Source organism: Streptomyces sp. NPDC030021, from assembly GCF_055574035.1.
On record NZ_JBVIAH010000004.1, the window covers coordinates 24,056 to 49,231 of the forward strand.

Annotated in this window: 28 protein-coding genes and 1 pseudogene; 16 read left to right on the forward strand and 13 right to left on the reverse strand. The window is 73.1% G+C overall.

Features of this window, described 5'->3' with window-relative positions; all coding sequences use genetic code 11:
• The first annotated feature begins 112 nt into the window (after positions 1-112).
• Entirely contained in the window at positions 113-832 is a 720-nt protein-coding gene (locus ACZ4YL_RS08960; RefSeq protein WP_468114893.1) for a hypothetical protein, read from the forward strand.
• Positions 833-841: 9 nt separating this feature from the next.
• Here the strand turns inward: ACZ4YL_RS08960 and ACZ4YL_RS08965 are convergent, their stop codons facing one another.
• Entirely contained in the window at positions 842-1,081 is a 240-nt protein-coding gene (locus ACZ4YL_RS08965) for a hypothetical protein (protein WP_468114894.1), read from the reverse strand.
• 115 nt (positions 1,082-1,196) lie between these two features.
• Positions 1,197-1,859 carry a lysophospholipid acyltransferase family protein gene (locus ACZ4YL_RS08970; RefSeq protein ID WP_468114895.1) on the reverse strand — a complete coding sequence of 221 codons (663 nt, stop codon included), beginning with the start codon at positions 1,857-1,859 and terminating at the stop codon, positions 1,197-1,199.
• Between the two features lie 229 nt (positions 1,860-2,088).
• Between ACZ4YL_RS08970 and ACZ4YL_RS08975 the strand changes: the two genes are divergently transcribed.
• Positions 2,089-4,764: a D-alanyl-D-alanine carboxypeptidase family protein gene (locus ACZ4YL_RS08975; protein WP_468114896.1), complete on the forward strand. Its 2,676-nt coding sequence runs from the start codon at positions 2,089-2,091 to the stop codon at positions 4,762-4,764.
• A gap of 54 nt (positions 4,765-4,818) precedes the next feature.
• Here ACZ4YL_RS08975 and ACZ4YL_RS08980 read toward each other — a convergent pair whose 3' ends face one another.
• A complete protein-coding gene (locus tag ACZ4YL_RS08980) occupies positions 4,819-5,643 on the reverse strand; it encodes a hypothetical protein (protein ID WP_468114897.1) in 825 nt (274 codons plus the stop codon).
• Positions 5,643-6,920, reverse strand: coding sequence for a VWA domain-containing protein (locus tag ACZ4YL_RS08985; protein ID WP_468114899.1), 1,278 nt, complete (start codon positions 6,918-6,920; stop codon positions 5,643-5,645). Before ACZ4YL_RS08985 ends, ACZ4YL_RS08980 begins: the two co-directional genes overlap by 1 nt.
• 183 nt (positions 6,921-7,103) lie before the next feature.
• On the opposite strand from ACZ4YL_RS08985, the gene ACZ4YL_RS08990 reads away from it, so the two are divergent.
• Positions 7,104-7,472 carry a DUF6204 family protein gene (locus ACZ4YL_RS08990; RefSeq protein WP_468114901.1) on the forward strand — a complete coding sequence of 123 codons (369 nt, stop codon included), beginning with the start codon at positions 7,104-7,106 and terminating at the stop codon, positions 7,470-7,472.
• Positions 7,473-7,476: 4 nt separating this feature from the next.
• Here ACZ4YL_RS08990 and ACZ4YL_RS08995 read toward each other — a convergent pair whose 3' ends face one another.
• Both ACZ4YL_RS08995 and ACZ4YL_RS09000 read right to left on the reverse strand, forming a co-directional pair.
• Positions 7,477-9,168, reverse strand: coding sequence for an FAD-dependent monooxygenase (locus ACZ4YL_RS08995; protein ID WP_468114903.1), 1,692 nt, complete (start codon positions 9,166-9,168; stop codon positions 7,477-7,479).
• A 75-nt stretch (positions 9,169-9,243) separates the two neighbouring features.
• Positions 9,244-9,654: an organic hydroperoxide resistance protein gene (locus ACZ4YL_RS09000; protein ID WP_030770995.1), complete on the reverse strand. Its 411-nt coding sequence runs from the start codon at positions 9,652-9,654 to the stop codon at positions 9,244-9,246.
• 128 nt (positions 9,655-9,782) lie between these two features.
• Between ACZ4YL_RS09000 and ACZ4YL_RS09005 the strand changes: the two genes are divergently transcribed.
• Positions 9,783-10,268 carry a MarR family winged helix-turn-helix transcriptional regulator gene (locus tag ACZ4YL_RS09005; protein ID WP_030771000.1) on the forward strand — a complete coding sequence of 162 codons (486 nt, stop codon included), beginning with the start codon at positions 9,783-9,785 and terminating at the stop codon, positions 10,266-10,268.
• A gap of 73 nt (positions 10,269-10,341) precedes the next feature.
• Positions 10,342-11,376 carry a PHP domain-containing protein gene (locus ACZ4YL_RS09010; protein ID WP_468114905.1) on the forward strand — a complete coding sequence of 345 codons (1,035 nt, stop codon included), beginning with the start codon at positions 10,342-10,344 and terminating at the stop codon, positions 11,374-11,376.
• Between the two features lie 421 nt (positions 11,377-11,797).
• On the opposite strand, the gene ACZ4YL_RS09015 is transcribed toward ACZ4YL_RS09010, so the two are convergent.
• Positions 11,798-12,682: a UbiA family prenyltransferase gene (locus tag ACZ4YL_RS09015; RefSeq protein ID WP_468114907.1), complete on the reverse strand. Its 885-nt coding sequence runs from the start codon at positions 12,680-12,682 to the stop codon at positions 11,798-11,800.
• Positions 12,683-12,758: 76 nt separating this feature from the next.
• On the opposite strand from ACZ4YL_RS09015, the gene ACZ4YL_RS09020 reads away from it, so the two are divergent.
• The 3 genes from ACZ4YL_RS09020 to ACZ4YL_RS09030 are packed head-to-tail and all read left to right on the forward strand — an operon-like array spanning position 12,759 to position 15,438.
• A complete protein-coding gene (locus tag ACZ4YL_RS09020; protein WP_468114909.1) occupies positions 12,759-13,820 on the forward strand; it encodes a type III polyketide synthase in 1,062 nt (353 codons plus the stop codon).
• 41 nt (positions 13,821-13,861) lie between these two features.
• A complete protein-coding gene (locus tag ACZ4YL_RS09025) occupies positions 13,862-14,416 on the forward strand; it encodes an isoprenylcysteine carboxyl methyltransferase family protein (RefSeq protein ID WP_468115616.1) in 555 nt (184 codons plus the stop codon).
• The gene (locus ACZ4YL_RS09030) at positions 14,413-15,438 is read left to right on the forward strand and encodes an NAD(P)/FAD-dependent oxidoreductase (RefSeq protein WP_468114911.1); all 1,026 of its coding nucleotides are present in this window, start codon (positions 14,413-14,415) and stop codon (positions 15,436-15,438) included. Before ACZ4YL_RS09025 ends, ACZ4YL_RS09030 begins: the two co-directional genes overlap by 4 nt.
• A 124-nt stretch (positions 15,439-15,562) precedes the next feature.
• Here ACZ4YL_RS09030 and ACZ4YL_RS09035 read toward each other — a convergent pair whose 3' ends face one another.
• Positions 15,563-16,552 (reverse strand): hypothetical protein, encoded by a 990-nt coding sequence (locus tag ACZ4YL_RS09035; protein ID WP_468114913.1) that lies wholly within the window; start codon positions 16,550-16,552, stop codon positions 15,563-15,565.
• 170 nt (positions 16,553-16,722) lie between these two features.
• On the opposite strand from ACZ4YL_RS09035, the gene ACZ4YL_RS09040 reads away from it, so the two are divergent.
• Entirely contained in the window at positions 16,723-18,333 is a 1,611-nt protein-coding gene (locus ACZ4YL_RS09040) for a carboxylesterase/lipase family protein (protein WP_468114914.1), read from the forward strand.
• Here ACZ4YL_RS09040 and ACZ4YL_RS09045 read toward each other — a convergent pair.
• Positions 18,317-19,024, reverse strand: coding sequence for a hypothetical protein (locus ACZ4YL_RS09045; RefSeq protein WP_468115650.1), 708 nt, complete (start codon positions 19,022-19,024; stop codon positions 18,317-18,319). The two genes, ACZ4YL_RS09040 and ACZ4YL_RS09045, sit on opposite strands and share 17 nt — an antisense overlap.
• 108 nt (positions 19,025-19,132) lie before the next feature.
• On the opposite strand from ACZ4YL_RS09045, the gene ACZ4YL_RS09050 reads away from it, so the two are divergent.
• Positions 19,133-19,528 carry an RICIN domain-containing protein gene (locus ACZ4YL_RS09050; RefSeq protein WP_468115618.1) on the forward strand — a complete coding sequence of 132 codons (396 nt, stop codon included), beginning with the start codon at positions 19,133-19,135 and terminating at the stop codon, positions 19,526-19,528.
• Here ACZ4YL_RS09050 and ACZ4YL_RS09055 read toward each other — a convergent pair.
• Positions 19,482-20,183, reverse strand: a complete 702-nt coding sequence (locus ACZ4YL_RS09055) for an MOSC domain-containing protein (RefSeq protein ID WP_468114915.1) — start codon at positions 20,181-20,183, stop codon at positions 19,482-19,484. The two genes, ACZ4YL_RS09050 and ACZ4YL_RS09055, sit on opposite strands and share 47 nt — an antisense overlap.
• A 77-nt stretch (positions 20,184-20,260) precedes the next feature.
• Between ACZ4YL_RS09055 and ACZ4YL_RS09060 the strand changes: the two genes are divergently transcribed.
• The gene (locus ACZ4YL_RS09060; protein ID WP_468114917.1) at positions 20,261-20,746 is read left to right on the forward strand and encodes an HAD domain-containing protein; all 486 of its coding nucleotides are present in this window, start codon (positions 20,261-20,263) and stop codon (positions 20,744-20,746) included.
• A 54-nt stretch (positions 20,747-20,800) separates the two neighbouring features.
• Here the strand turns inward: ACZ4YL_RS09060 and ACZ4YL_RS09065 are convergent, their stop codons facing one another.
• On the reverse strand, positions 20,801-21,661 hold the full coding sequence (locus ACZ4YL_RS09065; protein WP_468114919.1) for an alpha/beta fold hydrolase: 861 nt from the start codon (positions 21,659-21,661) through the stop codon (positions 20,801-20,803).
• A 114-nt stretch (positions 21,662-21,775) separates the two neighbouring features.
• On the opposite strand from ACZ4YL_RS09065, the gene ACZ4YL_RS09070 reads away from it, so the two are divergent.
• Together ACZ4YL_RS09070 and ACZ4YL_RS09075 are read left to right on the forward strand one after the other, a co-directional pair.
• Positions 21,776-22,231 (forward strand): MarR family transcriptional regulator, encoded by a 456-nt coding sequence (locus tag ACZ4YL_RS09070; RefSeq protein ID WP_468114921.1) that lies wholly within the window; start codon positions 21,776-21,778, stop codon positions 22,229-22,231.
• A gap of 54 nt (positions 22,232-22,285) precedes the next feature.
• Positions 22,286-22,480, forward strand: coding sequence for a hypothetical protein (locus ACZ4YL_RS09075; RefSeq protein ID WP_468114923.1), 195 nt, complete (start codon positions 22,286-22,288; stop codon positions 22,478-22,480).
• Between the two features lie 30 nt (positions 22,481-22,510).
• Here ACZ4YL_RS09075 and ACZ4YL_RS09080 read toward each other — a convergent pair whose 3' ends face one another.
• Positions 22,511-22,726: a hypothetical protein gene (locus ACZ4YL_RS09080; RefSeq protein ID WP_468114925.1), complete on the reverse strand. Its 216-nt coding sequence runs from the start codon at positions 22,724-22,726 to the stop codon at positions 22,511-22,513.
• Between the two features lie 96 nt (positions 22,727-22,822).
• Here ACZ4YL_RS09080 and ACZ4YL_RS09085 point away from each other — a divergent pair, with 96 nt between their 5' ends.
• The 3 genes from ACZ4YL_RS09085 to ACZ4YL_RS09095 all read left to right on the forward strand — a co-directional run bounded on the left by ACZ4YL_RS09085 (position 22,823) and on the right by ACZ4YL_RS09095 (position 24,774).
• On the forward strand, positions 22,823-23,713 hold the full coding sequence (locus ACZ4YL_RS09085) for a LysR family transcriptional regulator (protein ID WP_468114926.1): 891 nt from the start codon (positions 22,823-22,825) through the stop codon (positions 23,711-23,713).
• A 679-nt stretch (positions 23,714-24,392) separates the two neighbouring features.
• On the forward strand, positions 24,393-24,587 hold the full coding sequence (locus ACZ4YL_RS09090) for a hypothetical protein (RefSeq protein WP_468114928.1): 195 nt from the start codon (positions 24,393-24,395) through the stop codon (positions 24,585-24,587).
• Between the two features lie 16 nt (positions 24,588-24,603).
• Positions 24,604-24,774, forward strand: coding sequence for a hypothetical protein (locus ACZ4YL_RS09095; protein ID WP_468114930.1), 171 nt, complete (start codon positions 24,604-24,606; stop codon positions 24,772-24,774).
• A gap of 5 nt (positions 24,775-24,779) precedes the next feature.
• Here ACZ4YL_RS09095 and ACZ4YL_RS09100 read toward each other — a convergent pair.
• Positions 24,780-25,149, reverse strand: a pseudogene (locus tag ACZ4YL_RS09100) (transposase).
• Positions 25,150-25,176: the final 27 nt, after the last annotated feature.

The following is a 25,176-nucleotide window of genomic DNA, read 5'->3' on the forward strand; positions in this document are numbered from 1 at the left end:
CAGGGGAACCGTGACCGAACCGTCGCCGCCTCGAAGCGTGATCGACCTCGTCGGCAGGGGCGCCGCCTTGCTAGCTTCCTGGCGAAGCCGACCCTCCTGGAGGACCGATCCCATGCCAGTTTCCCGAGGCCCCCGCAGCGCACTGGGCGCGGCGGCCGTGACCGCCGTACTGCTGGCGGGCGCCACCGCGTGCGGGGACAAGAACGGCACGGCCCCGGCAGCGGCCTCGGTTTCGCCGTCCGCCGAGGTGTCGGCGTCGGTGTCCGCCTCGGTGTCGGTTTCCGCCTCGCCGTCGACCTCCGCCTCCTCGCCGCCCGGGCCCTCCGCATCGGCGACCCCGACCGCGGCCGTGACCGTGACCCGGCCCGTGACGCCTCCCCCGGCTCCGACCCGGCTCACGGTCGCCGTCGACACCCGGGGCGGTCGGCTCGCCCTCGTACGGGGCGGCGCCCCGCAGGAGTTCACCGTCACCCTGCGGAACGGCAACTCCGCCGAGTACCGGCATGTGCTGGTCGCCTTCCAGATGGAGATCCTGGTCGGCGAAGGCGGCGCCGGGGCGGGCGTCGGGCCGGGGTTCCTGCTGGAGCGTTTCGACCCGGCCTCGGGCAGCTGGCGGCCCGCCGACTTCCGTATCGCCAACGACGCCAAACCGCCGTCCCTGTTCTCGGGTGGCACACCGCTCGCCCGCGAGGCCGTCCGCACCGAGCGCTACCGGCTGCGCGCCACGGGGGGCGGACCCACGGGCAGCAGCCCGGTGGTGGTGTCCGTCATCGACACGGACGCCGACGGTGAGGTCACGGCCCATGTGGTCCTCGGGCACAGCACCCGCTGAGTGCCGTGCCTAGCTCGGAATCGTCCAGGTGAACTTGCCGCCACTGAGCCACCGGACCACCTCGAGGTCGTCGAGGTCGTGGATCGTGATCCCGGCCTCCGCGGCGATCAGGAGCACGTCCGTCATCGACGTCGCCCTGCCGACGAACTCGCCGTCGACCTCCACGATGCGGAAGGGCGGGTTTCCGGGTTGCACCCCCAGTACGGTGATCCGCGCCGAGGAGATGTGTGGTGTCGAGCCTTCGGTCATGCGGAGACGGTCGCATGCCGTGACCGGTGACGGGCTCGGCGACACGGTCCGAGGGGCCGAACTTCTTCCTCCGAGGCAGCGCGCAGTGCCACGGCGCGCCTCCGCGGAGCCGGCCTCAGGCCGACGCCCGAGCAGCCTCGCCAAGGGCGGACGCCGCGGTGCGCCAGGCGGCCGTGACCGCCTCGCGGGCCCGGTCCGTAGCCTCCGGCACCCGGTCGGGCAGGTGCAGCGGCGAGCCGATGTGAACGTGGAAGCAGGGCCTGCGCAGCGGGGCGGTGAAGACGCCGACGAGCTGCTTGGCGCCGCTCCCGGAGCAGAGGCGGCGGGCACCCGCCTGGCCGACGGGCACGACCGGGGCGCCCGTCGCGGCGGCGAGCCGGGCCAGGCCGCTACGGAAGGGGCCGGGGGCCGTCTCCCCCGCGTCGCGGCACACGGGCAGCCGGCCTTCGCCGTAGAGCAGCACGCTGCGGCCCGAGGCGAGGGCGACGGCCGCCGCATCGAGGGAGTCGGCGGCGCGGGCGGTTCCGCGGTGGACGGCGATGTGGCCTTCGCGGCGGAGCGCGGAGCCGAGCAGCGGTACCCGCCAGAGGCCGCTGGTGGCCAGGATGACCGGCTCGATCCCGTACCGGCGCAGTGCGGCGACCACGACGGCCGGGTCGGCGAGGGAGGTGTGGTTGGCGACCAGGATGGCGCCGGGGGCGGGGCGGTCCCCGGGGTCGGCGGTGACGGTCAGCCGCCCGAAGGCGGGTACGAGGGCGGCGGCGATTCGGCTGAGCATGGACGACCCCGTTCGGACGGTGAGGTGGTGGTGCGGTGCGATGTGTCCCATGGTCGGCCGGTGGGGCGGGCGGGGTCATGAGTAGGCGTACTCAGCGAATATGACCGAACGGTCACAAGATCCAGCGGATGGAACGGGTGGGGTACCGGGGGCATCTGGCAGTGCGGCGAGGCCCTCTGGGGCCTCGCCGGTCGTATCGGCATGATGTGAGCAGCAAGGCGGGGCTGGGATGAAGGCGGTAACGGTGGCGGGCGGTTCCTCGGACGACCCGGAGATCGAGGCAGAGACCACCGTCCTGGAGGGGGAGCCCAAGGCGACGGCGGAGGCCGAAGCCGGCGCCGAGAGCGAGGGCCGGGCGGAGCCGGAGGGCGACGCCGTCGCCGAGGCGGACGCGGAGCCCGGGGGCGAAGCCGCCCCCCAGACCGAGCCGCAGGGCGAGGCCGACGCCGAGCCCGAATCCGACTCCCCGGGCGAGGCCGAGCCCGGGTCCTCCAAGGCGGAGGCCGCAGCCGAGTCCGACCGTGCGGGCGAAGCCGACGCCGAACTCCCGGGCGAAGCCCGCACCGACACGGACACCGCACCCGAGGCGGAAGCCGACCACGAGGCCGAGTCCGAGCCGGGGTCCTCCGAGTCGGAGGCCGAGGCGGAGCACGCAGGCGAAGCCGAGGCGGAGGCTGAGTCCGAGCGCGCGGGCGAAGCCGACACCGAACTCCCCGGCGAAGCCCGCACCGACACGGACACCGCACCCGAGGCGGAAGCCGACCACGAGGCCGAGTCCGAGCCGGGGTCCTCCGAGCCGGAGGCCGAGGCCGAGCACGCAGGCGAAGCCGAGGCGGAGGCTGAGTCCGAGCGCGCGGGCGAAGCCGACACCGAACTCCCCGGCGAGCCCCACCCCGAGACGGACGCCGATCTCAAGGCCGCAGCCGAACCCAAGGCCGAGCCCAAGGCGGAAGCCGAGCCGGAGCGCGCGGGCGAAGCCGACACCAGCACGGAAGCCGAACCCGAGGGCGAAACCGACGCCGAACTCCCGGGCGAAGCCCGCACCGAAACGGACACCGCACCCGAGGCGGAAGCCGACCACGAGGCCGAGTCCGAGCCCGGGTCCTCCGAGCCGGAGGCCGAGGCCGAGCACGCAGGCGAAGCCGATGCCGGATCCCTCGGCGAAGCCCACCCCGAGCCGGACGTCACGGACCGCTCCGAGGCGGATGCGGAAGCGGGGGCCGACTCCGAGGGCGAAGCTGACACCGGCGGTAGCGACGGCGACGGCGAACCCGTCGCACAGGACCAGGCCGGCGCCGGGCCCGAGGCCGACGAGTGGCGGGCCGCTGGCGAAGCCGAGACGAAGGCGCACGAGGCCGGGACCGGGGGCGAAGCCCCGTCCGACGAGACGATGCTCATCGTCCTGCCCAAGAAGAAGCCCGCCGAACCGGACGCCCCGCGGAAGGCTCCCTCCTGGGCTCGGGAGGTGGAGCCGGACCCCGAGCGGACGAGCCAGTTCGTCGCGCTCAAGGACGTCGACCTGCCCGCCCCCGTCGCGCCGCGGGCTCAGCCGCGGCCCGCCGAAGCCAAGGTCGCCGCGCCGACTCCCGCCGCTCCCCTGCCTCCGCTCGATCTGCTGGCCGAGCTCACCAACACCCCTGCCCCGGCGGAGACCCCGCGCCGGACCGCGCTGCGCCGCGTCAAGATATGGACGCCGATCCTGCTGCTCCTCGTGGGCGCCGGGGCCGGCGCCCAGCTGCTGCGCCCCCTGCCCGCCCCGCAGCTCGTCGCCGCCGAGACCGACCGCACCATCGACGGGCAGTTCTCCGTCCCGTGGCCCGCCAAGGGCCAGGGCGCCGTTCGCATCTCTGGCTCCGGCGACATCGGCACGTTCGGCGAGCAGAAGCCCGTCCCGACGGCCAGCGTCGCCAAGGTGATGACGGCCTACGTGATCCTCAAGGGCCACCCGCTGCGCAAGGCCGACCCGGGTCCGGACATCACGATCGACGCGAAGACCGTGGCGGACGGCAACTCCGACCACGAGTCCCGCGTCGAGGGTCTGACCGTCGGGCAGAAGTTCAGCCAGCAGGACGTGCTCAAGATGCTCATGATCCCCTCGGGCAACAACGCCGCGCGCCTGCTGGCGCGCTGGGACACCGGCACCGACTCCGAGGCCGCGTTCGTCGCGAAGATGAACGCCGCCGCCAAGGAGCTCGGGATGACGAACACCACGTACACGGACCCCAGCGGTCTGGACTCGGGCACCGTCAGCACCGCCGCCGATCAGCTGAAGCTCGCCGAGGCCGTCATGAAGGACGAGGTGTTCCGCTCAATCGTCGCGCTCCCGAACGCCAGCATCAAGGGGTTGTCCACGCGGCTCGAGAACAACAACATCCTGCTCACCTCCCAGGGGCTCAGCATCCGGGGGATCAAGACCGGTTCCAGCACGCCCGCCGGCGGGGCCCTGATGTGGGCGGCCTACAAGTCGATCGATGGCAAGGACCAGTTGATCCTCGGCACGTTGATGGACCAGCATGTGGACGGGCCGGACGAGGACGGAGCGAACAGCCTGAAGCTGGTGCTGGCGAACAGCAAGACGATCATCGAGGGGGTACGGACGGCGCTCGCGTCGGCCCCGGTGATCCGCAAGGGCGACGTCGTGGGCCATGTGGACGACGGGCTCGGCGGCCGTACGCCGCTGGTGGCCACCAAGGACCTGAACGTGATCGGCGTCCCGGGACAGAAGCTGAAGCTGTCCCTCGCCCGCACCTCCGATGCCGGACCGCTCCCGCACACCGCGAAGGCCGGTTCCGAGGTGGCCGTGCTGACGGTCGGCAACGGGGAGGGGGCCAAGAGCGTGCCCGTCGCGGTCAAGGGCGCGCTGGCCGAGCCCTCGTTCGGGACCCGGCTCACCCGCGGCCGCTGAATCGCGGACGAGTGAGGGGAGGCCGTGGCCCGCGGGCCACGGCCTCCCCGTTTCTCAGGCGCCCGGCGGGACCCTGGACGGGCGGCCCGCGCCGCGCGTCAGGGAGTACCCGAGGATGCCCCCGAGGGCGGCGAGCACGCCGCCCGCGGCGGTCCAGATCCAGCGGTCCGTCCACCAGCCGCCGGACCAGCCGTCCTCCGGCTCGCGCAGGGTGGCGGTCACGGTGCCCGCGACCAGCGGGGTGGAGAGGGCGCCGTCCACGGCCTGAACGCCGCCGGTCTCCTTCACCTCGGCCTCGACGGCCGCGCGCACCGGCAGGCCCTTGTCCTCGTCCGGCTGGTCGACGACCGTCAGGCGTACGTAGTAGCTGCCCGGCAGCGGATCGTTGGCCCACGGCTCGGCGCCGGCGCGTACGGTGCGCAGGGTGCAGGACAGTTCGACCGTGGCGGCTTCCTTCGCCGCGGCCGCGGTCTGCGTGCCGTAGGTGCAGGCCTGCCGGCGGCGCAGTCCGTCGTACACGTCGAGCTGCCAGGTCGAGGAGCCGTGCCGGGCCGCCGCATCGGGCAGGGTGACGGCGGCCTTCACCGTGGCGCGCTGCTGCGCGTCGATCGGCACCACCCAGTAGAGGTAGTCGCCGCTGGACGCGCCGGCCGTGGCCTTCTGACCAGGGCGGAACGCCGCTGCGGTGCGGAAGCTGGTGCCGGCCTCGGTCGGGGCGGATTCGGCGTTGGACCCGCCCCCGCCCGGGCTCGCGCTCGCACTCGTGCTGGTGCTCGGCGAGGGCGTGTCCGCGACGGCCGTGCCCACGGCCGTACCCGCCACCGTGAGGGCAGCGGCCGCGGCCAGCAGGGACGCGGTCAGTGTGCCTACTCTACGCATCAGTTGGTCCTCCAGACGGAGATGTGCCAGCGGGAGGTCCATCCCCACACCAGACCGGCCAGCAGCCCGGCGAGCGCCAGCACGGCCAGCAGCCACCAGCCCCGCCCGAGGCCGAACGCGGCGACGTCGGAGGCCTCGTCGGGTCCGTCCACCAGGTCGATGGTCAGCTCGACGGGCATGCCCGGGGTCGTCTTGACGGAGGCGGGAGCGGAGAAGGAGTTGCTCACCTGGAGGCAGACGGTCTCCGGCACGGGCTTGGCGTCCGAGTCCTGGCCGTCGATCTCGGCCTTCGGGTAGCGCAGGCCGGTCGAGAGGACGTCGGTACGCCCGTCACCCGCCTCCGAGCCGCGCACGATCTCGCGCCCGTGGACGGTGGTGGCGCGCAGCAGGACGCCGTAGTCGTTGTTGACGGCGCGGTCGGCGCCGATGCTGACCGAGGCGCGCAGTTCCTGCCCCGGGAGGACGTCGACCCGGTACCAGCGGTGTTCGCCGAAGGTCTCGCGGTCGCTGTAGAGGCCGGCCTTCAGCTGGGGGGCGCCCTCGCACTGCTTCGCGCCCTCGGTAGCCACCGGGTTGACGACCGGGTCCGCGGCCCGGTCGACGAGTTGTTTCACTCTGCCGGAGAGGTCCGCCTTGTGCTGCACCGAGGTGTAGGTGCCACCGGTGGCCTCGGCGATGCAGGTCAGCTGGGCCCGGGTCTTGGCGTCCGGGACCAGGCCGAGGGTGTCGATGACCAGGTGGATGCCCTTGGCGGCGATGTCGCGCGCCACTTCGCACGGGTCGAGCGGGGCGCAGGTGTCCTCGCCGTCCGTGATGAGCACGATCCGCTTGGATCCGTTGCCGCCCTCCAGGTCCTGGGCCGCGCCGAGCAGGGCCGGGCCGATCGGCGTCCAGCCGGTGGGGGCGAGGGTCGCCACCGCGGTCTTCGCCTCGGTCCGGTCGAGGGGGCCGACCGCGTAGAGCTGCTTGGTGTCCTTGCAGCCGAGGGCCCGGTCGTCCCCCGGGTAGTTGGCCCCCAGGGTCCGTATGCCGAGGCGTACCTCGGCCGGGACCGCGTCGATGACCTCGTTGAAGGCCTGCTTGGCCGCGGCCATGCGGGTCTGTCCGTCGATGTCGTTGGCCCGCATGGAGCCGCTCACGTCGAGGACGAGGTCGACCTTGGGGGGTTCCTTCGCCGTCGGTTCGTCGGCGGCGGTGGCGCTCGCCGGGAAGAGCCCGACGGCCAGGGCGGCGAGCAGGCCGCACGCCCCGACCGCAAGCCGTTTTCTTGTGATCATCGCCGGATCGTATTGAGGATCGTCCGGCAATCCAAAACGGGCTCCCGGCCGGGGCTTTCGGGGTGTCCGTGCGGTGTCCGCGGCCCCGCGCGGTCCTGCGCGCGGCCGTCCGCGAGGTGGCGGGCGGGCGGACCGGCGGATATCCGGATGCAGGGGGCGCGGTAGCCGATCTACGCTCCGGGGATGAGTGCTACCCGTACCTTCCGTATCACCGTCCGCGGCTCGTTCGACGGTCTGACCGACGACCAGACGGCCGAGCTACTCGCAGCCGCGCCCGAGCACGACATGCTGCGTGCGGAGTTCACCGCCGAGGGGCACCTCACGTACGACCTCGCGGCCCGCCCCTTCTTCACCTTCCGCTTCGTGGACACGGGTGAGGCCGAGGAGGACATCCTCGACGCGACGGCCCGGGCGGAGCTGGCGGCGGAGAGCTGGCTGGACGAGCGCGGGTACGGCTTCAAGCAGCTGAGGTCGCAGGCCCAGGACATGTCGCTGGCCCCGCTGGGCAAGCGACAGCGCCGCGAGGCCGCCCGGGCCGGTGCCCAGGCCTGACGGATCAGTTCGGCGGGGGCGCGGCGAAGACGGCCGCGAGGTGGGCGGCCAGCTGATGCGGGTCGGGTGGGGAGAGCGGGAGCCGGGCGCCGAGGTATCCGTCCGGTCGGATCACGAAGGCCGTGGGCTCCTCGGCCGCGTAGAGGCGGGCGAACTCGCCCCGGGTGTCGGCGTAGACCGGCAGGGTCGTCCCGTCGGCCTCGATGACGGCGTGCGCGTCGGCGTCGGCGGCCGCTTCCGCCGCGAGGACCAGGCGGACCTCCATCCGGCCGCCCGAGGACTCCCGGGCCGTCCGGACGAGTGCGTCGAGGCCCGACCCGGTTGCGGACCCGGGGCCGAACGCGGCTCCGTAGAGCAGCAGTACGTGGTCCCGCTCGCGCAGGACGTCGTACAGGCGCATCGGGTAGGCGGTGCCGGGCCCGGTGAGGCCCGCGCAGTCGGGTGCCCGGTCGCCGGGCCGGGGGCCCCGGCCCTCGCCGGCCGGGTCCACGGTCGGGCTTCCCCGGTAGCCGACGAGGAGTTGGGCCTCGCGCATCATCACCGTCGCCGGGTCGTCGGGGTCGTTCTCCATTCCCTCGACGGCGTGCCGTACGGTGCGGCCGACGACTTCCTCGCCGACGGGCCGGCGCTCGGCGTCGTAGCCGGCGAGCAGGCCGGGGTGGGCCGCGCCCGCGCAGGCCAGGGCAAGCTTCCAGGCCAGGTTCCAGGCGTCCTGGATGCCGGTGTTCATGCCCTGGGCGCCGGTCGGCGGGTGGATGTGGGCCGCGTCCCCGGCGACGAAGACCCGGCCGTCGCCGTAGCGGTCCACGATCCGGTGGCTGATGCGGAACACCGAGGTCCAGCGGATGTCGAAGGCGGTGGTCGGCTGCGGTGAGAGCCGGTCCAGGACAGTCTGGATGTCGGCGAGTCCGGGTCCCCGGCCGCTCTGCAGGCCATGGGTGATGCCGTCGGAGGCGGTCGCGTCCTGCCGTGCGGCGGAGAGTTCGGGCGGCACCATCATCGACATCCGGTACCGGCCCCGGCCGGGCAGCGGGATGCAGACGAGCACGTCGTCGACCGCGCCGTCGTCGTTCAGGTGCATGGCGCGCAGGTTGTACCCGGGCGGCAGGTCCCAGTCGACGCGTACGTCGGCGAGCATGTACTCCTCGGCGAAGGCCCCGCCCTCGAAGGTGAGGCCGAGCCCTTTGCGGACGATACTGTGCGCGCCGTCGCAGCCCACCAGGTACCGGGTGCGCAGCTCTTCCTCCGCCCCGGACGGAGTCTGCAGCCGGCAGGTCACCCCGTCGGCGTCCTGGGTGAACGACACGAGTTCGGTGCCTCGTTCGACGGCCGTTCCGAAGCGGCCCAGGAACTCGTCCAGGATGCGCTCGGTCTCGTACTGCGGCAGCGCCGCGAATCCGTAGGGCACTTCGGGCGGCAGGGAGAGCTCGGTGCGGGCCTTCTCGACGCCGTTGACGTAGAGGAACTGCCCCCGCATCGGGACGGCCGCCTCCAGCGCGGCGCGGACCACCCCCATGCGGTCCCATACCTCCAGCGTGCGCGGCTGGATGCCGACGGCTTTCGCGAACGGCAGCCTGGCCGGCAGCCGGTCGACGATCCGGCAGGTGACACCCCGTCTGCGGAGCTCCGCGGCGGCGGTCAGCCCGACCGGGCCGGCGCCGGCGACCAGGACGTCCGTTGCGTAGGTGTGCGCCACTGACGCCTCCTGGCGTGCGGCCCCGTGGAAGTGAATGCCCTTCCATGGTGGCCGCCCGCCAGGTGTCCGGCATCTTTACTCGATCACGAGGTCCACGTCGATGTTGCCGCGGGTGGCGCGGGAGTACGGGCAGACTTCGTGGGCCTGCTTGACCAGCAGGGCGCCCGTCTCGCCGGCCAGGGACTCCGGGAGCTCGACGCGCAGGGTGACGCCGAGGCCGAAGCCGGCGCCGTCCTTGCCGATGGAGACCTCCGCGGTGACCGAGACCTCGCTGGTGTCGGCCTTGGCCTGGCGGCCCACCAGACCGAGCGCGCTGGCGAAGCACGCGGCGTAGCCGGCCGCGAAGAGCTGCTCGGGGTTGGTGCCCTGCCCGTTGCCGCCGAGCGCCGGGGGCATCGCGAGGGCGAGGTCGATCTGACCGTCGGAGCTGACGGTACGGCCCTCGCGGCCGTTGGCGGTGGCGACAGCGGTGTAGAGCGCGTCCATGAGAGGTCCTCTCGCAGAAATGAACCGTGGTGGCGGCCGGTGGTCGGCCGCGCTCCACCACTAGAGCACACAATTCAGTTGTGCACAATTCAATGCCTCGCAAGTCTGCCCCGGGTACACTGGGCGTCATGACCGAGCAGCCCACCGCGACCCACGCCGACCAGGACTTCCTGCGCCTCGACGGCCAGATCTGCTTCGCGCTGAACGCGGCGAGCCGCGCCTTCGGCGGCCTCTACCGCGTCGTCCTCAAGGATCTGGGGCTCACCTACCCCCAGTACCTGGTGATGCTGGTGCTGTGGGAGCACGGCGAGATGCCGGTCAAGGAGATCGGGCAGCACCTGCGGCTGGACTCCGGAACGCTGTCTCCGCTGCTCAAGCGGCTGGAGGCGGCGGGACTGGTACGCCGCGAGCGCAGCACCGAGGACGAGCGGTCCGTGCACGCCCACCTGACCGAGGAGGGCGCCGCGCTGCGCGTCCGCGCGGTGGAGGTGCCCCGGCGGATCGCGGCCGCGACCGGCTTCGAGCTCACCGAGGTCCTCGACCTCCAGGCCCGGCTGAACCGCCTCACCGCCGCCCTCGACGCCGCCGTGCCCCGGGAGGCCGGAGAGGCGTAGCGGCCTCCCGCACCGGACACTGGGTCCGGGAGGCGGGTGGCGGGGCGGTGGGGCAGCGGGCAGGAGGTGCGCGATGGACCCGGTTGCGGCGCTGGACCGGATCGCCTTCCTGCTGGAGCGTGCGCAGGCCCCCACGTACCGGGTGCGCGCCTTCCGGTCCGCGGCGGCCGCGGTCACGCGGATGGGCGAGAGCGAGGTGGCGGAGCGGGTCGCCGCCGGCTCCCTGGAGGCCGTGACGGGCATCGGCCCCAAAACGGCCCAGGTCGTACGGGAGGCACACGGCGGCGCCGTCCCGGCCTATCTGCAGGCGCTGGAGGACGAGATCGCCGCGCTCCCCGAAGGGCCGCCGGTCACGCCCGCCGCCACCGCGCTGCGGGAGGCTCTCCGCGGGGACTGCCACGTGCACTCCGACTGGTCCGACGGCGGCAGTCCGATCGAGGCGATGGGGCGGGCTGCGGCCGCGCTGGGCCATGACTGGGCCGTACTGACCGACCACTCGCCACGCCTGACCGTAGCGCGGGGGCTCTCCCCGGAGCGGCTGCGCGAGCAGTTGCGGGTGGTGGCCGAGCTCAACGACACCTGGGCGCCCTTCCGGCTGCTCACCGGAATCGAGTGCGACATCCTCGACGACGGGGCCCTGGACCAGGAGCCGGAGCTGCTGGAACAGCTCGACCTGGTCGTCGGCTCGGTGCACTCGAAGCTGCGGATGGACTCGCCGGCGATGACCCGGCGGCTGCTGGCGGCCGTGCGCAACCCGCTGATGGACGTGCTGGGCCACTGCACGGGGCGGCTGGTCACCGGCCGGACCCGGCCGGAGTCGCGGTTCGACGCCGAGGCGGTCTTCGCGGCCTGCGCACAGAGCGGTACCGCCGTGGAGATCAACAGCCGGCCCGAGCGGCTGGACCCGCCCCGGCGGCTGCTGCGCCTCGCCGTAGCGGCCGGCACCTTCTTCGCGATCGACACGGACGCGCACGCCCCGGGCCAGCTGGACTGGCAGATCGTCGGCTGCGAAAGGGCCGTGGAGTGCGAGGTTCCGGCCGGGCGCGTCATCAACACCTGGCCGGCGGACGCGCTCCTGGCCTGGACCCGCACCCGGGAGATGCCCTGACGGACTCCCGTCGGGGTCCGCGGCCGAGCAGGTACCGCATGTCGCGTATCGCGGGCGTATCGAAAACCTCGTACGCCACCGCAACGTCCCTCCGCCTGCAATGTCGGCATGAACCACGACGCACCCCTGTCCGGACCGCCCCGCCGCACGCGCGCGATCGTGCTCTTCGGCCCGGCGGTCCTCGGCCTGGCGGGCGCCGCCTACGTCGTACGGCGGCCGCTCCCGATGTCCGCTCCGGCGTGCATGGCCGGGCGGTGGCACGGCTGCTTCGACGTCCTGCGGCTGGATCGGGTGTCCTCCGTGGACGACGTCCTGGTCAACGCCGCCGGCGCCGTGCTGGCCCGGTCTCCTCGTCACGGTCCGGCTTCCCGGCACCCCGTAGGCCGTCTCCCCGGGTCCCGGGCGGGCGTCCGGGGCGGCTTCACGGGCGGAGTTCGACGACCAGCAGGATCACATCGGCTCCGGCCACCGCCATCGTGGCGAGGAACGGAAGCCTTCCGGCGGGCCGGCGGGCCGCGAGGAGCAGTCCCGTCGTGGTCGCGGCGAGCAGCGTCCAGCCGTACGCCGTCACCCGCCCCGGTGGTCCGACGACCAGGGTGGCGGTCGAGCCGAGGACGAGCAGCCCGGCCAGGGCGGCCGAGACCCGCAGGCCCAGCCGCTGCGGCAGCCCCGTCACTCCGGTGGCCAGGTCGTCCTCGATGTCGGGCAGCACATTGGCGAAGTGCGCGCCCGCGCCGAGGAGGCCCGCGGCGGCCGTGAGCCAGGGGGGCGGCCAGGGGGCGCCGGGCAGGCCCAGGGTGACGAAGGCGGGCAGCAGGCCGAAGGCCAGGGCGTACGGGACCCAGGAGGCGGCCGTGCTCTTCAGCCGGAGGTTGTAGGCCCAGGCGGCCGCCACGCCGACGAGGTGTGCGGTGCCGGCGAGCGCTCCGCCGGCCAGGGACAGCGGGACGCAGAGCAGCAGCGACACGGCCGCGGCCAGGGTCACGGCAGCGGCCGTGACCGTACCGGCGACGAGCGGTTTGTCCCGTCGGCCCGTGGCCAGGTCGCGCCGCAGGTCGGCCCGGTCGTTGCACCACCCCACCGACAGCTGTCCGGCGGCCACCGCGCCCACGGTGACGGCCGCCCGTGCCGGGCCCTGCCCCGCGGCGGCCGTCAGGGCGGCGGCGAAGAGCGTCACGGCGGCCGCGGGCAGCGGGTGGCACGCGGCGGCCAGGCCGCGTACGGCGCCGGGGCCGGGGCCGGCGCCGGGCGCTGCGGTCCCGGTGACTCCGGTGTTCTCGCGGGTCTGCGTGGTTCGCGCGGGCACGGCGACACGCTACGCGGCGCCGCGCCCGGTTCGCCTGATTCATAACGATGTGTCAGTTGTTTTCTATGGTGAACGAATGACACGTGTTCTGGCAGTGCGCAGCGTGTTCCCGCCCCATCGCCACCCCCAGTCCGAGATCACGGAAGCGCTCGCCCGCTTCCTGCCACCGGGCTCCGACACCGCCCTGCTGCGCCGCGTCCACGGCTCGGTGCGTGTGGACAGCCGACATCTCGCGCTGCCGCTGGAGCGGTACGGTCCGGGGAACGACTTCGGCGCGACGAACGCCCTCTTCATCGAGACGGCCCTGGAGCTCGGCACCCGGGCCCTCGAACTCGCCCTCTCCGACGCCGGCCTGGCGGCCCAGGAGGTCGACCTGGTCATGTCGACCACGGTGACCGGGCTCGCGACGCCCTCGCTGGAGGCCCGTCTCGCCACCCGCGCGGGCCTGCGTCCCGACGTACGGCGGGTACCGCTCTTCGGCCTCGGCTGCGCGGCCGGCGCCGCCGGAGTGGGCCATGTCCACGACCATCTGGCGGGCCGCAGCGGCCACGCGGCCCTGCTGCTGTCCACCGAGCTCTGCTCGCTCACCCTCCAGTCCACCGACGCCTCGATGGCGAACCTGGTGGCCGGAGCCCTGTTCGGCGACGGCGCGGGCGCCCTGGTGGCGGTGGGCCGCGACCATCCCCTGCACGCCACCGGCGCCGGACCCGAGGTGGTCGCCGCCCGCAGCCGCCTGTACCCGGGCACCGAGCACCTCCTCGGCTGGGACATCGGCCACTGGGGGATGCGCATGGTGCTGGGCCGCGAACTCCCGGACCTGGTCAGGCTGCACGTGGCCGAGGAGGTCGAGTCCTTCCTCGCCGCGCACGACCTCAAGCCCGCGGACGTCGACGCGTGGATCTGCCATCCCGGCGGCCCGAAGATCCTCGACACGCTCTCGGACGCCCTCGCGCTGCCGGAATCGGCCTTCGCCGCGAGCCGGCGCTCGCTCGCGGCCGTGGGCAACCTCTCCTCCGCCTCGGTCCTGCACATCCTGGACGGCGTCCAGAGCGCGGGACCGCCCCCGCCCGGATCGGTCGGGCTGATGCTCGGCCTCGGTCCGGGCTTCGCCTCCGAACTCGTCCTCCTGCGCTGGTGACCCCGATGATCTCGAACGCCGCCCTGACCGCCCCCACCTCCCTGACCCTGTACCTGCTGCTGATCGGGCTCGTCGCCGCCGAGCGGCTCGCCGAGCTGATCACGGCCCGCCGCCACACCGCGTGGAGCCTGGCCCGCGGCGGCCGCGAGTACGGCCGCGGCCACTACCCGGCCATGGTCGCCCTGCACACCGCGCTGCTCGTGGGCTGCGTGGTGGAACCCTGGGTGACGGGGCGGCCGTTCATCCCCCTGCTCGGCTGGTCGGCCCTCGCCTGTGCCGTGGCCGCCCAGAGCCTTCGCTGGTGGTGCATCGCCACCCTCGGGAAGCGCTGGAACACCCGGGTGCTGGTCGTTCCCGGGCTGCCGCTGGTGGAGGCGGGACCGTACCGGCTGCTTCGCCACCCCAACTACGTGGCGGTGGTCGCGGAGGGCGTCGCGCTGCCGCTGGTGCACAGCGCGTGGATGACGGCGCTCGGCTTCACCGTGCTCAATCTGGTGCTGCTGCGCGTACGGATCGGCTGCGAGGACGCCGCCCTCACCGACGGCGGCCGGCTGCGGGCGCCCGCCTCCGTCCACTCGGCGGGCGCCGCCTCGTGATCGATCTGCTGATCGCGGGCGGCGGCCCGGCCGGACTGGCCACCGCCATCCACGGCGCGCTCGCCGGCCTTGAGGTGGTGGTCGTGGAACCGAGGCCCACCCCCATCGACAAGGCCTGCGGGGAGGGCCTGATGCCGGGGGGCGTACGCCGCCTCCGGGAGCTGGGCGTCACCGTGGCCGGGCAGCCGTTCCGCGGCATCCGCTACGTCGACGCCGAGAGCGGCCACCGCGCCGAGGGGCTCTTCCGGTCCGGCCCGGGGCTCGGCGCCCGGCGCACGGAACTTCAGGCCGCGCTGGCCGAGCGCGCCGCGCGGCTCGGCGTACGGGTGCTCCCCGGGCGCGTCGGCCAGGTGCGCCAGGACGTCCACCAGGTCGGCGCGGCCGGGCTCACCGCCCGCTACCTGGTGGCTGCGGACGGCCTGCACTCCCCCGTCCGGCGCGGGCTCGGCCTGTCGGCGCCGCTCGCGCCCCGCCGCCCGGCACGCTACGGGCTGCGCCGCCACTACGCCGTCGAACCGTGGAGCGACCTCGTCGAGGTGCACTGGTCGGCGCGGTGCGAGGCCTACGTCACCCCGCTGGCTCCCGACCGGATCGGCGTGGCCGTCCTGACCTCCGACCAGGCCCCGTTCGACGTACAGCTGGCCCGCTTCCCGGTGCTGTCGGCGCGCCTGGCCGCGGCGGCGGGAACGCCGGTGCGCGGGGCCGGGCCGCTGCGCCAGGGAGCCCGCGTACGGGTGGCGGGGCGCGTGCTGTTCGTGGGGGACGCGGCCGGGTACGTGGACGCGCTGACCGGTGAGGGACTCACCCTGGCCGTGACGGCGGCGGGCGAGCTGGTGCGGTGCGTCCGGGCGGGGCGTCCGCAGGCCTACGAGCAGGCCTGGCGGGACCTGTCGCGCAGCTACCGCACGCTCACCGCGTCCCTGCTGTGGGCCCGTCACCAGCCGCGGCTCGCGCCACGGATCGTCCCGCTGGCCGCCCGGCTCCCCCGCGTGTTCACCCGGGCGGTGAACCTGCTCGCGTGACCGCGCCGACCGCGAACGGCAGCGAACGGCAGGGAACGACAGCGAAGGATCGCGCCCGACCGCGAACGGAGCGGCACCCCGCGCACGGGGCGCGGGGTGCCGCTCCGGTGGAGCCCGCGGCCGCTCAGGCCGAGGGCTCCCGGCGGTTCCTCAGGGCCAGGCCGGCGAGGACCGCGCCGACCGCCGCGCACAGCACGACGGTGACATCGGCCCAGGCCAGGGTGCCGCCCACCGCGCCCGCCAGCGGGTCGTACCCCAGCGATCCGCCCAGCACGTGCAGGGCGACCACGCCGAGCGCGGTGGCCGCGCCCGCCCGCCACACGGCCGTGGTGTCCCGGAGCGCCACCAGCGCGCCGCTCACCAGGCAGAGCACGGTGACGAGGAGGGGCAGGTAGTCGACGGGAGCCGCGTACCGCAGGGCCGTCAGGTCGTTCGGCAGGTGCAGGGCCCCGCTGACCAGCAGGGCGATCGCCACGGGCCAGCGCAGGACGCGGCGCAGCGCCCGCGCGCGGGACGCGGCGGGCGGGTCCAGCGGAGCGGTGCGCCGGGGCGGCTCCGGGTACGGGGCGTCGTACAGCTCCGGGTACCGCGGCTGCGGCTCGTACGGCTCCTCGTACCTCTCCTCGCACGGCTCCGCGCAAGGCTCGGCGGAGGGCTCCGCGTGCGGGTCGGACGGGGCGGCGTACGGGTCGGCCGGACCGGCGGACCCGGCACGGCCCCGGCGCTCCGCCTCGGCCGCGTCCTCCTTGCCGAGGACGGTCACCAGCAGGGCGACGTCCTCGATGGACCGTCCGACGGCGGCGGCGCGCAGCGTGAGGTCCGCCTCGGCCACCTCGTGCGGCGACTCGCCCAGGAGGGCGACCATCCGTCGTACGTCCTGCACCGGTCGGGTCACGGCGGCCGTGCCCAGCGCGTCGTGTCCGGCGTCGGGCAGCGGACCGCCCTCCTTCAGGAGGCTTACGAGTGCGGTGACCTCCTCGACCGGACGGCAGGTGGCCGCCGTCTCCAGCAGGGTCCGCATGGGCGGCGTGGCCGGCTCGTCCGGTGCTATGGGGTCGGGGGCCCCGTGGCGGTCTTCGTGCTGTTCCGCCGCGAGGGGTATGGGGTCATTCATGGAAAGCTCCGTTCGCCGACGCGCGGGTCTACGCAATCGCGCGCCGGTCATCGTGCGTCATGGGAAGCGCACGCTTTGTTACATTGAGTGTCACTTCCGCTCACTGCGCCATTCGGGGCGGGCAAAACGGGGGTCTCCACCCGGGCTCCGAAGGGGAAAGGGCGTCGGCCGTGACCGACTTTCGCCGGTTCCGTCGCCGCTGGGCCCTGCTGCTGCCCGTCGTGTTGCTGCTGCTGGGCGCCGCGCCCGGTCCGGACCGGCCCGCCGTGGACACCGACCGGGGTCCGGTGCGGGGCCTCGGGCACGGCGCGTACGACACGTTCGAGGGGATCCCCTTCGCCGCTCCCCCGACCGGTCCGCTGCGCTGGCGGCTGCCGGAGCCGGCGCCGCGCTGGAAGGGCGTACGCGATGCCGGGGCGCCCGGTTCGCGCTGCGTGCAACTGCCCGCGAGCTGGCCGGCCGGGCCGACCGGCTCGGAGGACTGCCTGTACCTCAACGTCACGGCTCCGGCGGGCCGCACCGCCCGAGGCGGGCCGCGGCCCGTCATGGTCTGGTTCCACGGCGGCGGCTTCTTCAGCGGCGCGGGCGACGCGTACCGGCCCGACCGGCTGGCCACGCAGGGCGGCGTCGTGGTCGTGACCGTGAACTACCGGCTCGGCGTCTTCGGCCTGTTCGGCCATCCGGAGCTCGGCGGGGCGCCCGGTTTCGCCCTCGCGGACCAGCGGGCGGCGCTGCGCTGGGTGCGGGCGAACGCGGCGCGCTTCGGCGGGGACCCGGGCAACGTCACCGTCTTCGGCGAATCGGCGGGAGCCCTCAGCGTCTGCGCGCACCTCACCTCCCCGGCCTCGGCGGGCCTGTTCCACCGGGCGATCGTGCAGAGCGGATCGTGCTCGACCACGGCGCCGCCGTGGTCCCTGCTGCCCGGCCTCGGCACGTACGAGCCCTTCGTGCCGGAGCGGCGCACGGTCGCGGACGGCGCCCTGGCGGCGGCCCGGCTCGGCTGCGGCCGGCCCGGCGCGGTGCTGGACTGCCTGCGCGGACTGGACACCGACGCCCTGGCCACCGCCGAACTGATGCAGCGCTTCTCGCTGGTCTCCTACGGCAACAGCGTGCTGCCGCTGGAGCCCCGGCGGGCCCTGGAGGCCGGCCGGTTCCACCGGGTGCCGGTCGTCCAGGGCACCACCCAGGACGAGATGCGCCTCTTCCTCGCGCAGACCCTGGCGGCGTATCCGATCCCCGACGAGGCCGCCTACCGGGCCCGGCTGGAGCTGTCCTTCGACGCGCCGACCGCCCGTGCAGTGGAGGCCGACTATCCGGTGTCCGCCTTCGCCACCCCGGCGGTGGCGTGGGCCACCGTACTGACCGATGCGTCGTTCGCCTGCCCGACGCTGCGGGACGGCGCGGCACTGGGCCGGCACGTGCCGGTGTACGCGTACCGGTTCAGCGACCGGGGCGCGCCCGACTTCACGGGGCAGCCGGAGCCGGCGGACCTGCCGTACGGCGCGGCCCACGGCTTCGAACTGCCCTACCTGTTCACGATCGCGCCGCTGACGGGACCGCAGCGGCAGCTCGCGGACCGGATGACCGGCTACTGGACCGGATTCGCCCGCACGGGGGTTCCGGCGGCGCCGGGAGCACCGCGGTGGCCGCGCGACCGGACTTCGGCCTCGGTGCTGTCGCTGGCGCCGGGGGCGGGCGGGATCCGTACGGTGGACGCCCGGGCGGAGCACCACTGCGCGCTCTGGGACGCGCGGTGGCCCGGGATCACCAGGACTCGGTGATGTTCAGCCGCGGCCCCGTCGAGGTCTGGAGCGTCACCGTGCCCGTGTCCCCGTAGACCTCGTGCCGCCAGGCGGCGAACACCTTGGCGATCGCGCGTGCGGCATCACCCTGGCCCTTGCCCACTTCCCTGGTGGTGAAGGTGATCCTCGCCTCGCCGACCGTGCGCACCTTGCGGACGCGGACCTCCTTGATCACCTCGGAGCCCGCGTACCCGTCGTCGGCCCGGTGCTTCACGTAGTAGGCGGTGAAGTCGCGGGTCATGTCGAACCAGTCCGCCGGGCCGCAGGGGCCACCGCCGTTGGCCATCTGACCGTCGGTCGGCGGGCCCACATACCCGCCGGTCTCCTGATCGGTGGGCGGACCGGCGTACCCGCCGGTTTCCTGATCCGTCGGCGGACCCGCGTACCCGCCCGTCTCCTCATCCGTCGGCGGACCCGCGTACCCGCCCGTCTCCTCATCCGTCGGCGGACCCGCGTACCCGCCCGTCTCCTCATCCGTCGGCGGACCCGCGTACCCGCCCGTCTCCTCATCCGTCGGCACGTCGAGATCGCACTCCGCCGTTGCGAGCGTGGGTACGCCCGCGGGTGGCGCGGCCTGTCCCGCCCGTGTGGTGCCGCACGCTGCCAGGGCGGCGCACAGGAGCCCCGCCACCACCAGCCGCCCGGTCACGGACACCGCTGTCTTCGTCATGTCCATCCCCCCTTCGGCCAGCAAGAGGCGATCGCGGCGGTCCGGGTTCCACCTCGCGGTCACGCGGCCCCGGCCCAGGCCGTCACGCAGAACAACATCACGATCAACATCGGGGACGGTCTCTGCCTCGACATCCCGCAGAGCAACCCTTACAACGGGCAGGTCGTCCAGCAGTGGTGGTGCAACGGCACCAACGCCCAGAAGTGGAACCACGTCGACGCCGGCGCCCACCACTTCAAGATCCAGAGCGCCGCGTGGCCGCAGTGCTGTCTGAACAACTGGACCAGCGGCGGCGCGGTCGGCGCCGAGATCAAGCTCTACAAGTGCGACAGCAACGACAGCGCCTTCAACATCGCCGGTGTCGACTTCGGCAACTACTACCAGTTCCAGCTACGTCGCGCCCGGGCCCGGGCGCGGGCGCGGGCGCGGGCGCGGGCGCGGGCGCGGGCCGGCGCTCTCAGCCGAGCACGACGCGGTCCCCGACCCGGGCCGTTCCCGGTGTGACGATCCTGGCGAGCGCGTCGAGCCGGTTGTCGTGCGCCCTGGCGATCGTCCTCAGGATCAGCGGCGAGTGCGGCAGGTCCTGCCGGGCCTGGTTGGTCATCACGCACCGCTCGCTGGAGCGCAGGAACTCGATACGGAGGGTGTCCCCCACGGTGGCCCCGCGCCCGATCCACTCGTCCTCGACGAAGGGCGGGGTGCCGGGCGGGGTACGCACGAGGATGTTCGGGCGGAACCGGCGCTCGTCGACCGGAACGCCCGGCACCTCGCGGCGGATCCAGTCGAGGGTGGCCGTCGTGAGGACGCTGAGCGGCAGTTGGTCGAAGTGTGAGATCTCCCCCTCGCGGGCGAGTTCCACATCGTCACGGCCGAGGTGGGTGCGCAGGTACGCCGTGGGGTCGGCCACCACGTTCCCGTGCGGGTCGAGCAGTTCAGGGGGACCGGGCTCCGGGGTGTTGCGCGGGTAGCGGGAGCTCAGCTGGAGCAGGCCGTCCATCCGCCGGAAGCGCCGGGTGTTCTTGCCCGAGCCGAACTTGCCTTCCGCGTCGCGTACGGCGAACAGCCGGTCGCCCACCAGGCCCCGCTCGTCGACGTCCACGCTGTACAGCCGTTCGCCGCCGGTCGACTTGATCGGGTACCGCCACAGCCGCTCGATCACGCCCACGTTCCCCGCCACCGCCCCGACGTCCGCCCATCAAGATCATTCTTCATGCACATGAGGACTACCCTGGCCTCATGACCGGTTCCCCCCGCCCTGTGCTGCTCTACCTCGATGTCGACGGACCGCTCATCCCCTTCGGGGCCGGCCCCTACCCGTCCGGCGCGGACGACGAGGCCAATCCCCTGCTCTCGCGGGTCGATCCGACGCTCGGGCCCCGGCTGGCGGCGCTGCCCTGCGAACTGGTGTGGGCCACGACCTGGATGGCGGACGCCAACGCGTGCGTGGCGCCCCGGCTCGGCCTGCCGGAACTGCCCGTGGTGCTCTGGCCGGAGCCCTCCGAGGAGGACGGGCGGGGCGGGGTCCACTGGAAGACCCCCGCACTCCTCGACCACGCCGCCGGGCGGACCTTCATCTGGGTCGACGACGAGATCACCGGCGCCGACCGGGCCTGGGTGGCCGCCCGCCACCCCGGCCGGGCGCTCCTGCACCGGGTCGATCCGGGGCGGGGCCTGACCGAGGGCGACCTCGGCGTGCTGCGGGCCTGGTTGGGCTCGCAGTAGCCGACCGGAGCTCCCCCGCGCCGCGCCAGGAGATCACCGGGGCATCGCAGGGGATCACCGGCCGAGGACGGTCTTCAGCGTCTGCGCCGTGGCCCGGGGGAACGCAGTGTTCCCGTTGTGGCCGCCGGGGAACTCGACCGGCTCCGTGCCCAGTCGCGCCGCCAGCGCCAGAGCGCAGCGGTAGGTGTGGACCGCCGGCCGGGTCGTCCGTCCCGTCGCTGCGATGATCCTCGCGCCGACCCGGGCCGCGGCCCGTACGGGCCCTGCCGGGTCCAGGGCGTCCGTGGTGACGGCCGTGAACTCCGTTCCGATGAAGAAGCCGAAGTTGGCACGTCGGCGCGGGGTCAGCGGCTGGGGGGTGAGGCCGCTCTCGCTCTCGTCGTGCGCCGGGTCGATGCCCAGGTGCCGGGCGATCGCCGGGAACGCCGCCGTCAGGCCCCCGGCCGCGTAGACGTCCTGGATGACCCTCAGCTCGGCGAGGTGCTCGGCGCGGTCCGCCTCGGCCAGCAGGCTCGGCATCACGGGCTCATGTGCGATCAGGGTGCTCAGCAGGCCCGGGTGGCGGGCCACGGCCTGGAGGCCGATCGCGGCACCCATGCTGAACCCGGCCATCAGCGCCGGCCCGTCGGTGACCTCGGCGAGCAGCCGGGCGACGTCGTCCGCGTGCTCGGCCATGGTGACGGGCCCGGCGGGGTCGTGGAGGGTGCTGCGCGACAGGCCGCGGCGGTCGTAGGTGACGACGGTGAAGGTGTCGGTCAGGTGCGGGACGAGGTCGACCGTGCGGTCCGCGTCGCCCTCGCCGCTCTGGGAGAGGAGGAGGACGGGGCCGCGGCCCTCCACCCGGAAGTGCAGGGTGGCACCCGGGACGGCGAGGGTGCGGGTGACAGCGGTGGTGGAGGCGGCGGTCGTGGGCATGGTGAGTCCCCCTTGCTGAGGTGTCACCGGTAGGTCCGGCTGACGACACGACAGTAATCCATCTCAATAGATACATCAAGATAGATGCATCTATTGAGATGTACTCTGCTGCTCATGAACGGAGTCGAAGCGTTCCTCCTGGGACGCGCCCTCATGAAGATCGGCGAACAGGCGATGCCCCAGCCGAAGTCCGGACCACCGGGATCGGTCCGCTCGGTGGTCGTCGTCCTCGGCGACATCGTCTCCCACCCCGGGACCACGGTCGGCGAGATCGCCGCGCGGACGGGCCTGCCGCAGAGTCAGGTCTCCACGTCCGTCGCCCGGTTGGAGCAGGCGGGCTCGGTCGACACGGAGCCCGACCCCGCCGACCGGCGCCGCCGGCTCATCCGGCCCGCCGCCGAACCGTCCGCCCGGGTCGCCGAGGTCCGGGCCACCACCATCGACGACGCTCTTGCCACGGCGCTGGCCGGTCCCGACGGAACCGCCCCGGACCCGGACACCGTCCGCGAGGTCACGGCGGCCCTGGACCTCCTGGCCCGCAGGCTGATCCCGTCCGTCACCGCCCGCTGACCGGGACAGCGCCAGGGACTGTCTCTTTGAACCGTCCGTGAGATCGTCGTGCTCGTGATCGAGTCCTGGGTCATCAGTGACGACAGCCCTGTGCCTGTGTCGTCCGAGATGGTGCTGGAGGCCCTTCGGTCGAGGATCGGCAGCGGTCAGCTTGAGACGTGGCTGACCAGCTCTTCCGGACGATCGCTGGCCTTCGTGACGAATACCGAGCGCGCGATGGTGATGCTGCTCGAAGACAGACGAGTGTGATCCTGGCGAGTATGCCGTGGACCCCGGGGCTCAGGGATCGGGCGACGGGTTCGTCCTCTCCAACGGGCAGGACGACGAGTACCCGGATGAGGACACAGTCCCCATGCACGAGGCGTTCAGGCTCGTGGAGCAGATCGTGGGCTTGACGAGGGCCCCCTCGCGGCGCAGCCGTTCGTACTCGGTCGCGAGATCCGTGAGGGTCAGGTCCTCCACGGTCAGCGACACCTTGGCAGTGACGACGTTCATCCACTGAGCATCCGGGTTGGACAAGATGATGACCGACGGCTGATCATGCAACGCCGGTCAAGCAGGGGTAACGAACGAGAGTGGGCGTGGGGGCGCGTGGAACTGCGCGACATCGAGATCTTCCTGACCTTGTCGGAGGAGCTGCACTTCGGAAGGACAGCGGAACGGCTGCACGTTTCGTCGGCACGGATCAGCCAGGCGATCAAGAAGCAGGAACGGTCGATCGGGGCGAAACTATTCGAGCGGACCAGCCGGCGGGTACGGCTGACGCCGGTGGGTGAGCAGTTGCTCGGGGATTTGCGGCCGGTGTTCCAAAGCCTGAAGGCGAGCATGGACCGGGCGCGGCTCACCGCCCGGGGCCAGACGGACATCCTGCGGATCGGCCTCATGGTCACCAACGGCCACGAACTGCGGCCCTTCTGGGACGCCTTCCGTTCGCAGCATCCGCAGTGGGGACTGCGGCTGAACCACAACGGCTACATCGACCCGTTCGCGCCGCTACGCAACGGAGAGATCGACCTGCTGCTGTCATGGCTTCCGGTGGAAGAACCCGATCTGACCGTGGGGCCGGTGCTCTTCGTGGAGCCCAGGGTCGCACTGGTGGCCTCCGACCACAGGCTGGCCGGGCGCTCGTCCGTGACCCTGGAAGCGTTCGCGGACCACGGCGTGGTGGGGCCGGACGGACTCCAGCCCGAGTACTTCGAGGACGCCTTCGTCCCGTTCTCCGCGGCCAGCGGTCGTGCCATCGAACGGAAGTTCCCGGTCACGACGCTGGACCAGCTGTACACGCTCGTGGCCGACGGGGAGGTCATCCACCTCCTGGGCAATCAGGTCACCCGCTTCTACGTCCGCCCCGACGTCACGTACGTGTCCGTTCGTGACATGCCCGTCCTGCGGTGGGGACTGGTCTGGCGTTCGGACAACGACAGCCCGATGGTCCGGTCGTTCGTCCGCATAGCCCGCCAGCTCGGCACGATGTCCTTGTGAGGGACCCCGGACCGATGCCGAAATTCGTAGAAGACCACTCGATGGGTGACGAGGATGACCGGCTGACTCAGGTCGCCGGAGAGCGCCGCAGGTGCGGGGCCGACGGCGTGTGGTCGCGGTCTCTCGCCCAGGTGAAGCGGCACTGGCGCTGACGTCGCCAGGCCACCACCGTTCCCCCGGACCACTCCCGCCGCACGGCCGACGAACGGCAGCGGCATCCCGGCGTCCTCCGCCGGGTCCCACCGGGCCGGCACCGACCGGCACCCCCGAACTCAGAGCCCGCAGCACCGGCAAGTCGACCTCCGCCACGCATATCCGTGGCCCGGAGCGTGGCGTGAGGGCGACAGGGAAAGGGGCCATATCGTGCGGGCCGGTCACTTCTCTGAACGAGGCCGTTTCCTGAGGATCATCGGAAGGCCACGACCCCAGCGCACAGCACCATCCAGACCGCCACTGTGACGCCGAGCAGAGAGCCGGTCACGGTCGCCGTGGCGAGCATGGCCGCTGCGGTGGCCTCCAGAGCGACGACGCCACGCACAGCTCGGTACGGGTCGAACGCGCACCAGCCGGTACGCGCGTCCTGAAGTGCTTCGGAGCGGTAGCCGGCCCGATCCCGGTGGCTGGCGACGAACTCCTCTGGGGACTGTCTCTTTGAACCGTCCGTGAGATCGTCGTGCTCGTGATCGAGTCCTGGGTCATCAGTGACGACAGCCCTGTGCCTGTGTCGTCCGAGATGGTGCTGGAGGCCCTTCGGTCGAGGATCGACAGCGGTCAGCTTGAGACGTGGCTGACCAGCTCTTCCGGACGATCGCTGGCCTTCGTGACGAATACCGAGCGCGCGATGGTGATGCTGCTCGAAGACAGACGAGTGTGATCCCGGCGAGCATGCCGTGGACCCCGGGGCTCACGGCTCGGGCGACGGGTTCGTCCTCTCCAACGGGCAGGACGACGAGTACCCGGATGAGGACACAGTCCCCATGCACGAGGCGTTCAGGCTCGTGAAGCAGATCGTGGGCACGGGATCCTGGCCGACGGACGCGCGCTGGGTGGTCGATCGCTGAGCGGGCTATCGCCGTGCCCAGATGAGGATGCTCGCGAGGTGGAGTGCGGCCTGGTAGGCGATGGCGAGCTTGTCCGTTCGCATGGTCAGGCCGCGCCACTGCTTGAGCCGGTTGATGCATCGCTCGACCGCGTTGCGCTGCTTGCAGGCCTCGGCGTCGAAGGCCGGCGGTCGGCCGCCGGCGCGGCCTCGCCGCAGACGGTGGCCGATCTGGTCGGCGGGCGGTCTGGAACGGGCCGAGCTCGTCCGGAAGGTCCCGCCAGGGAGAGCAGGTGCGGTACTTCCACGCGATGGCTTCCAAGGTTCGGCGGTGATCGGCCCATGGCCGACCGCGGACCGGATCGGCCGGCATCAGCGGCTCGATCCGGTCCCGCATCGCATCAGTGATCACTAATCGGACGGA

What these genes read in the sequence shown, in the direction of transcription:
- ACZ4YL_RS08960 (WP_468114893.1), top strand. Translation starts at nt 113, where the DNA reads ATGCCAGTTTCCCGAGGCCCCCGCAGCGCACTGGGCGCGGCGGCCGTG.
- ACZ4YL_RS08965 (WP_468114894.1), bottom strand. Translation starts at nt 1,081, where the DNA reads ATGACCGAAGGCTCGACACCACACATCTCCTCGGCGCGGATCACCGTA.
- ACZ4YL_RS08970 (WP_468114895.1), bottom strand. Translation starts at nt 1,859, where the DNA reads ATGCTCAGCCGAATCGCCGCCGCCCTCGTACCCGCCTTCGGGCGGCTG.
- ACZ4YL_RS08975 (WP_468114896.1), top strand. Translation starts at nt 2,089, where the DNA reads ATGAAGGCGGTAACGGTGGCGGGCGGTTCCTCGGACGACCCGGAGATC.
- ACZ4YL_RS08980 (WP_468114897.1), bottom strand. Translation starts at nt 5,643, where the DNA reads ATGCGTAGAGTAGGCACACTGACCGCGTCCCTGCTGGCCGCGGCCGCT.
- ACZ4YL_RS08985 (WP_468114899.1), bottom strand. Translation starts at nt 6,920, where the DNA reads ATGATCACAAGAAAACGGCTTGCGGTCGGGGCGTGCGGCCTGCTCGCC.
- ACZ4YL_RS08990 (WP_468114901.1), top strand. Translation starts at nt 7,104, where the DNA reads ATGAGTGCTACCCGTACCTTCCGTATCACCGTCCGCGGCTCGTTCGAC.
- ACZ4YL_RS09000 (WP_030770995.1), bottom strand. Translation starts at nt 9,654, where the DNA reads ATGGACGCGCTCTACACCGCTGTCGCCACCGCCAACGGCCGCGAGGGC.
- ACZ4YL_RS09005 (WP_030771000.1), top strand. Translation starts at nt 9,783, where the DNA reads ATGACCGAGCAGCCCACCGCGACCCACGCCGACCAGGACTTCCTGCGC.
- ACZ4YL_RS09010 (WP_468114905.1), top strand. Translation starts at nt 10,342, where the DNA reads ATGGACCCGGTTGCGGCGCTGGACCGGATCGCCTTCCTGCTGGAGCGT.
- ACZ4YL_RS09020 (WP_468114909.1), top strand. Translation starts at nt 12,759, where the DNA reads ATGACACGTGTTCTGGCAGTGCGCAGCGTGTTCCCGCCCCATCGCCAC.
- ACZ4YL_RS09035 (WP_468114913.1), bottom strand. Translation starts at nt 16,552, where the DNA reads ATGAATGACCCCATACCCCTCGCGGCGGAACAGCACGAAGACCGCCAC.
- ACZ4YL_RS09045 (WP_468115650.1), bottom strand. Translation starts at nt 19,024, where the DNA reads ATGACGAAGACAGCGGTGTCCGTGACCGGGCGGCTGGTGGTGGCGGGG.
- ACZ4YL_RS09060 (WP_468114917.1), top strand. Translation starts at nt 20,261, where the DNA reads ATGACCGGTTCCCCCCGCCCTGTGCTGCTCTACCTCGATGTCGACGGA.
- ACZ4YL_RS09065 (WP_468114919.1), bottom strand. Translation starts at nt 21,661, where the DNA reads ATGCCCACGACCGCCGCCTCCACCACCGCTGTCACCCGCACCCTCGCC.
- ACZ4YL_RS09070 (WP_468114921.1), top strand. Translation starts at nt 21,776, where the DNA reads ATGAACGGAGTCGAAGCGTTCCTCCTGGGACGCGCCCTCATGAAGATC.
- ACZ4YL_RS09080 (WP_468114925.1), bottom strand. Translation starts at nt 22,726, where the DNA reads ATGAACGTCGTCACTGCCAAGGTGTCGCTGACCGTGGAGGACCTGACC.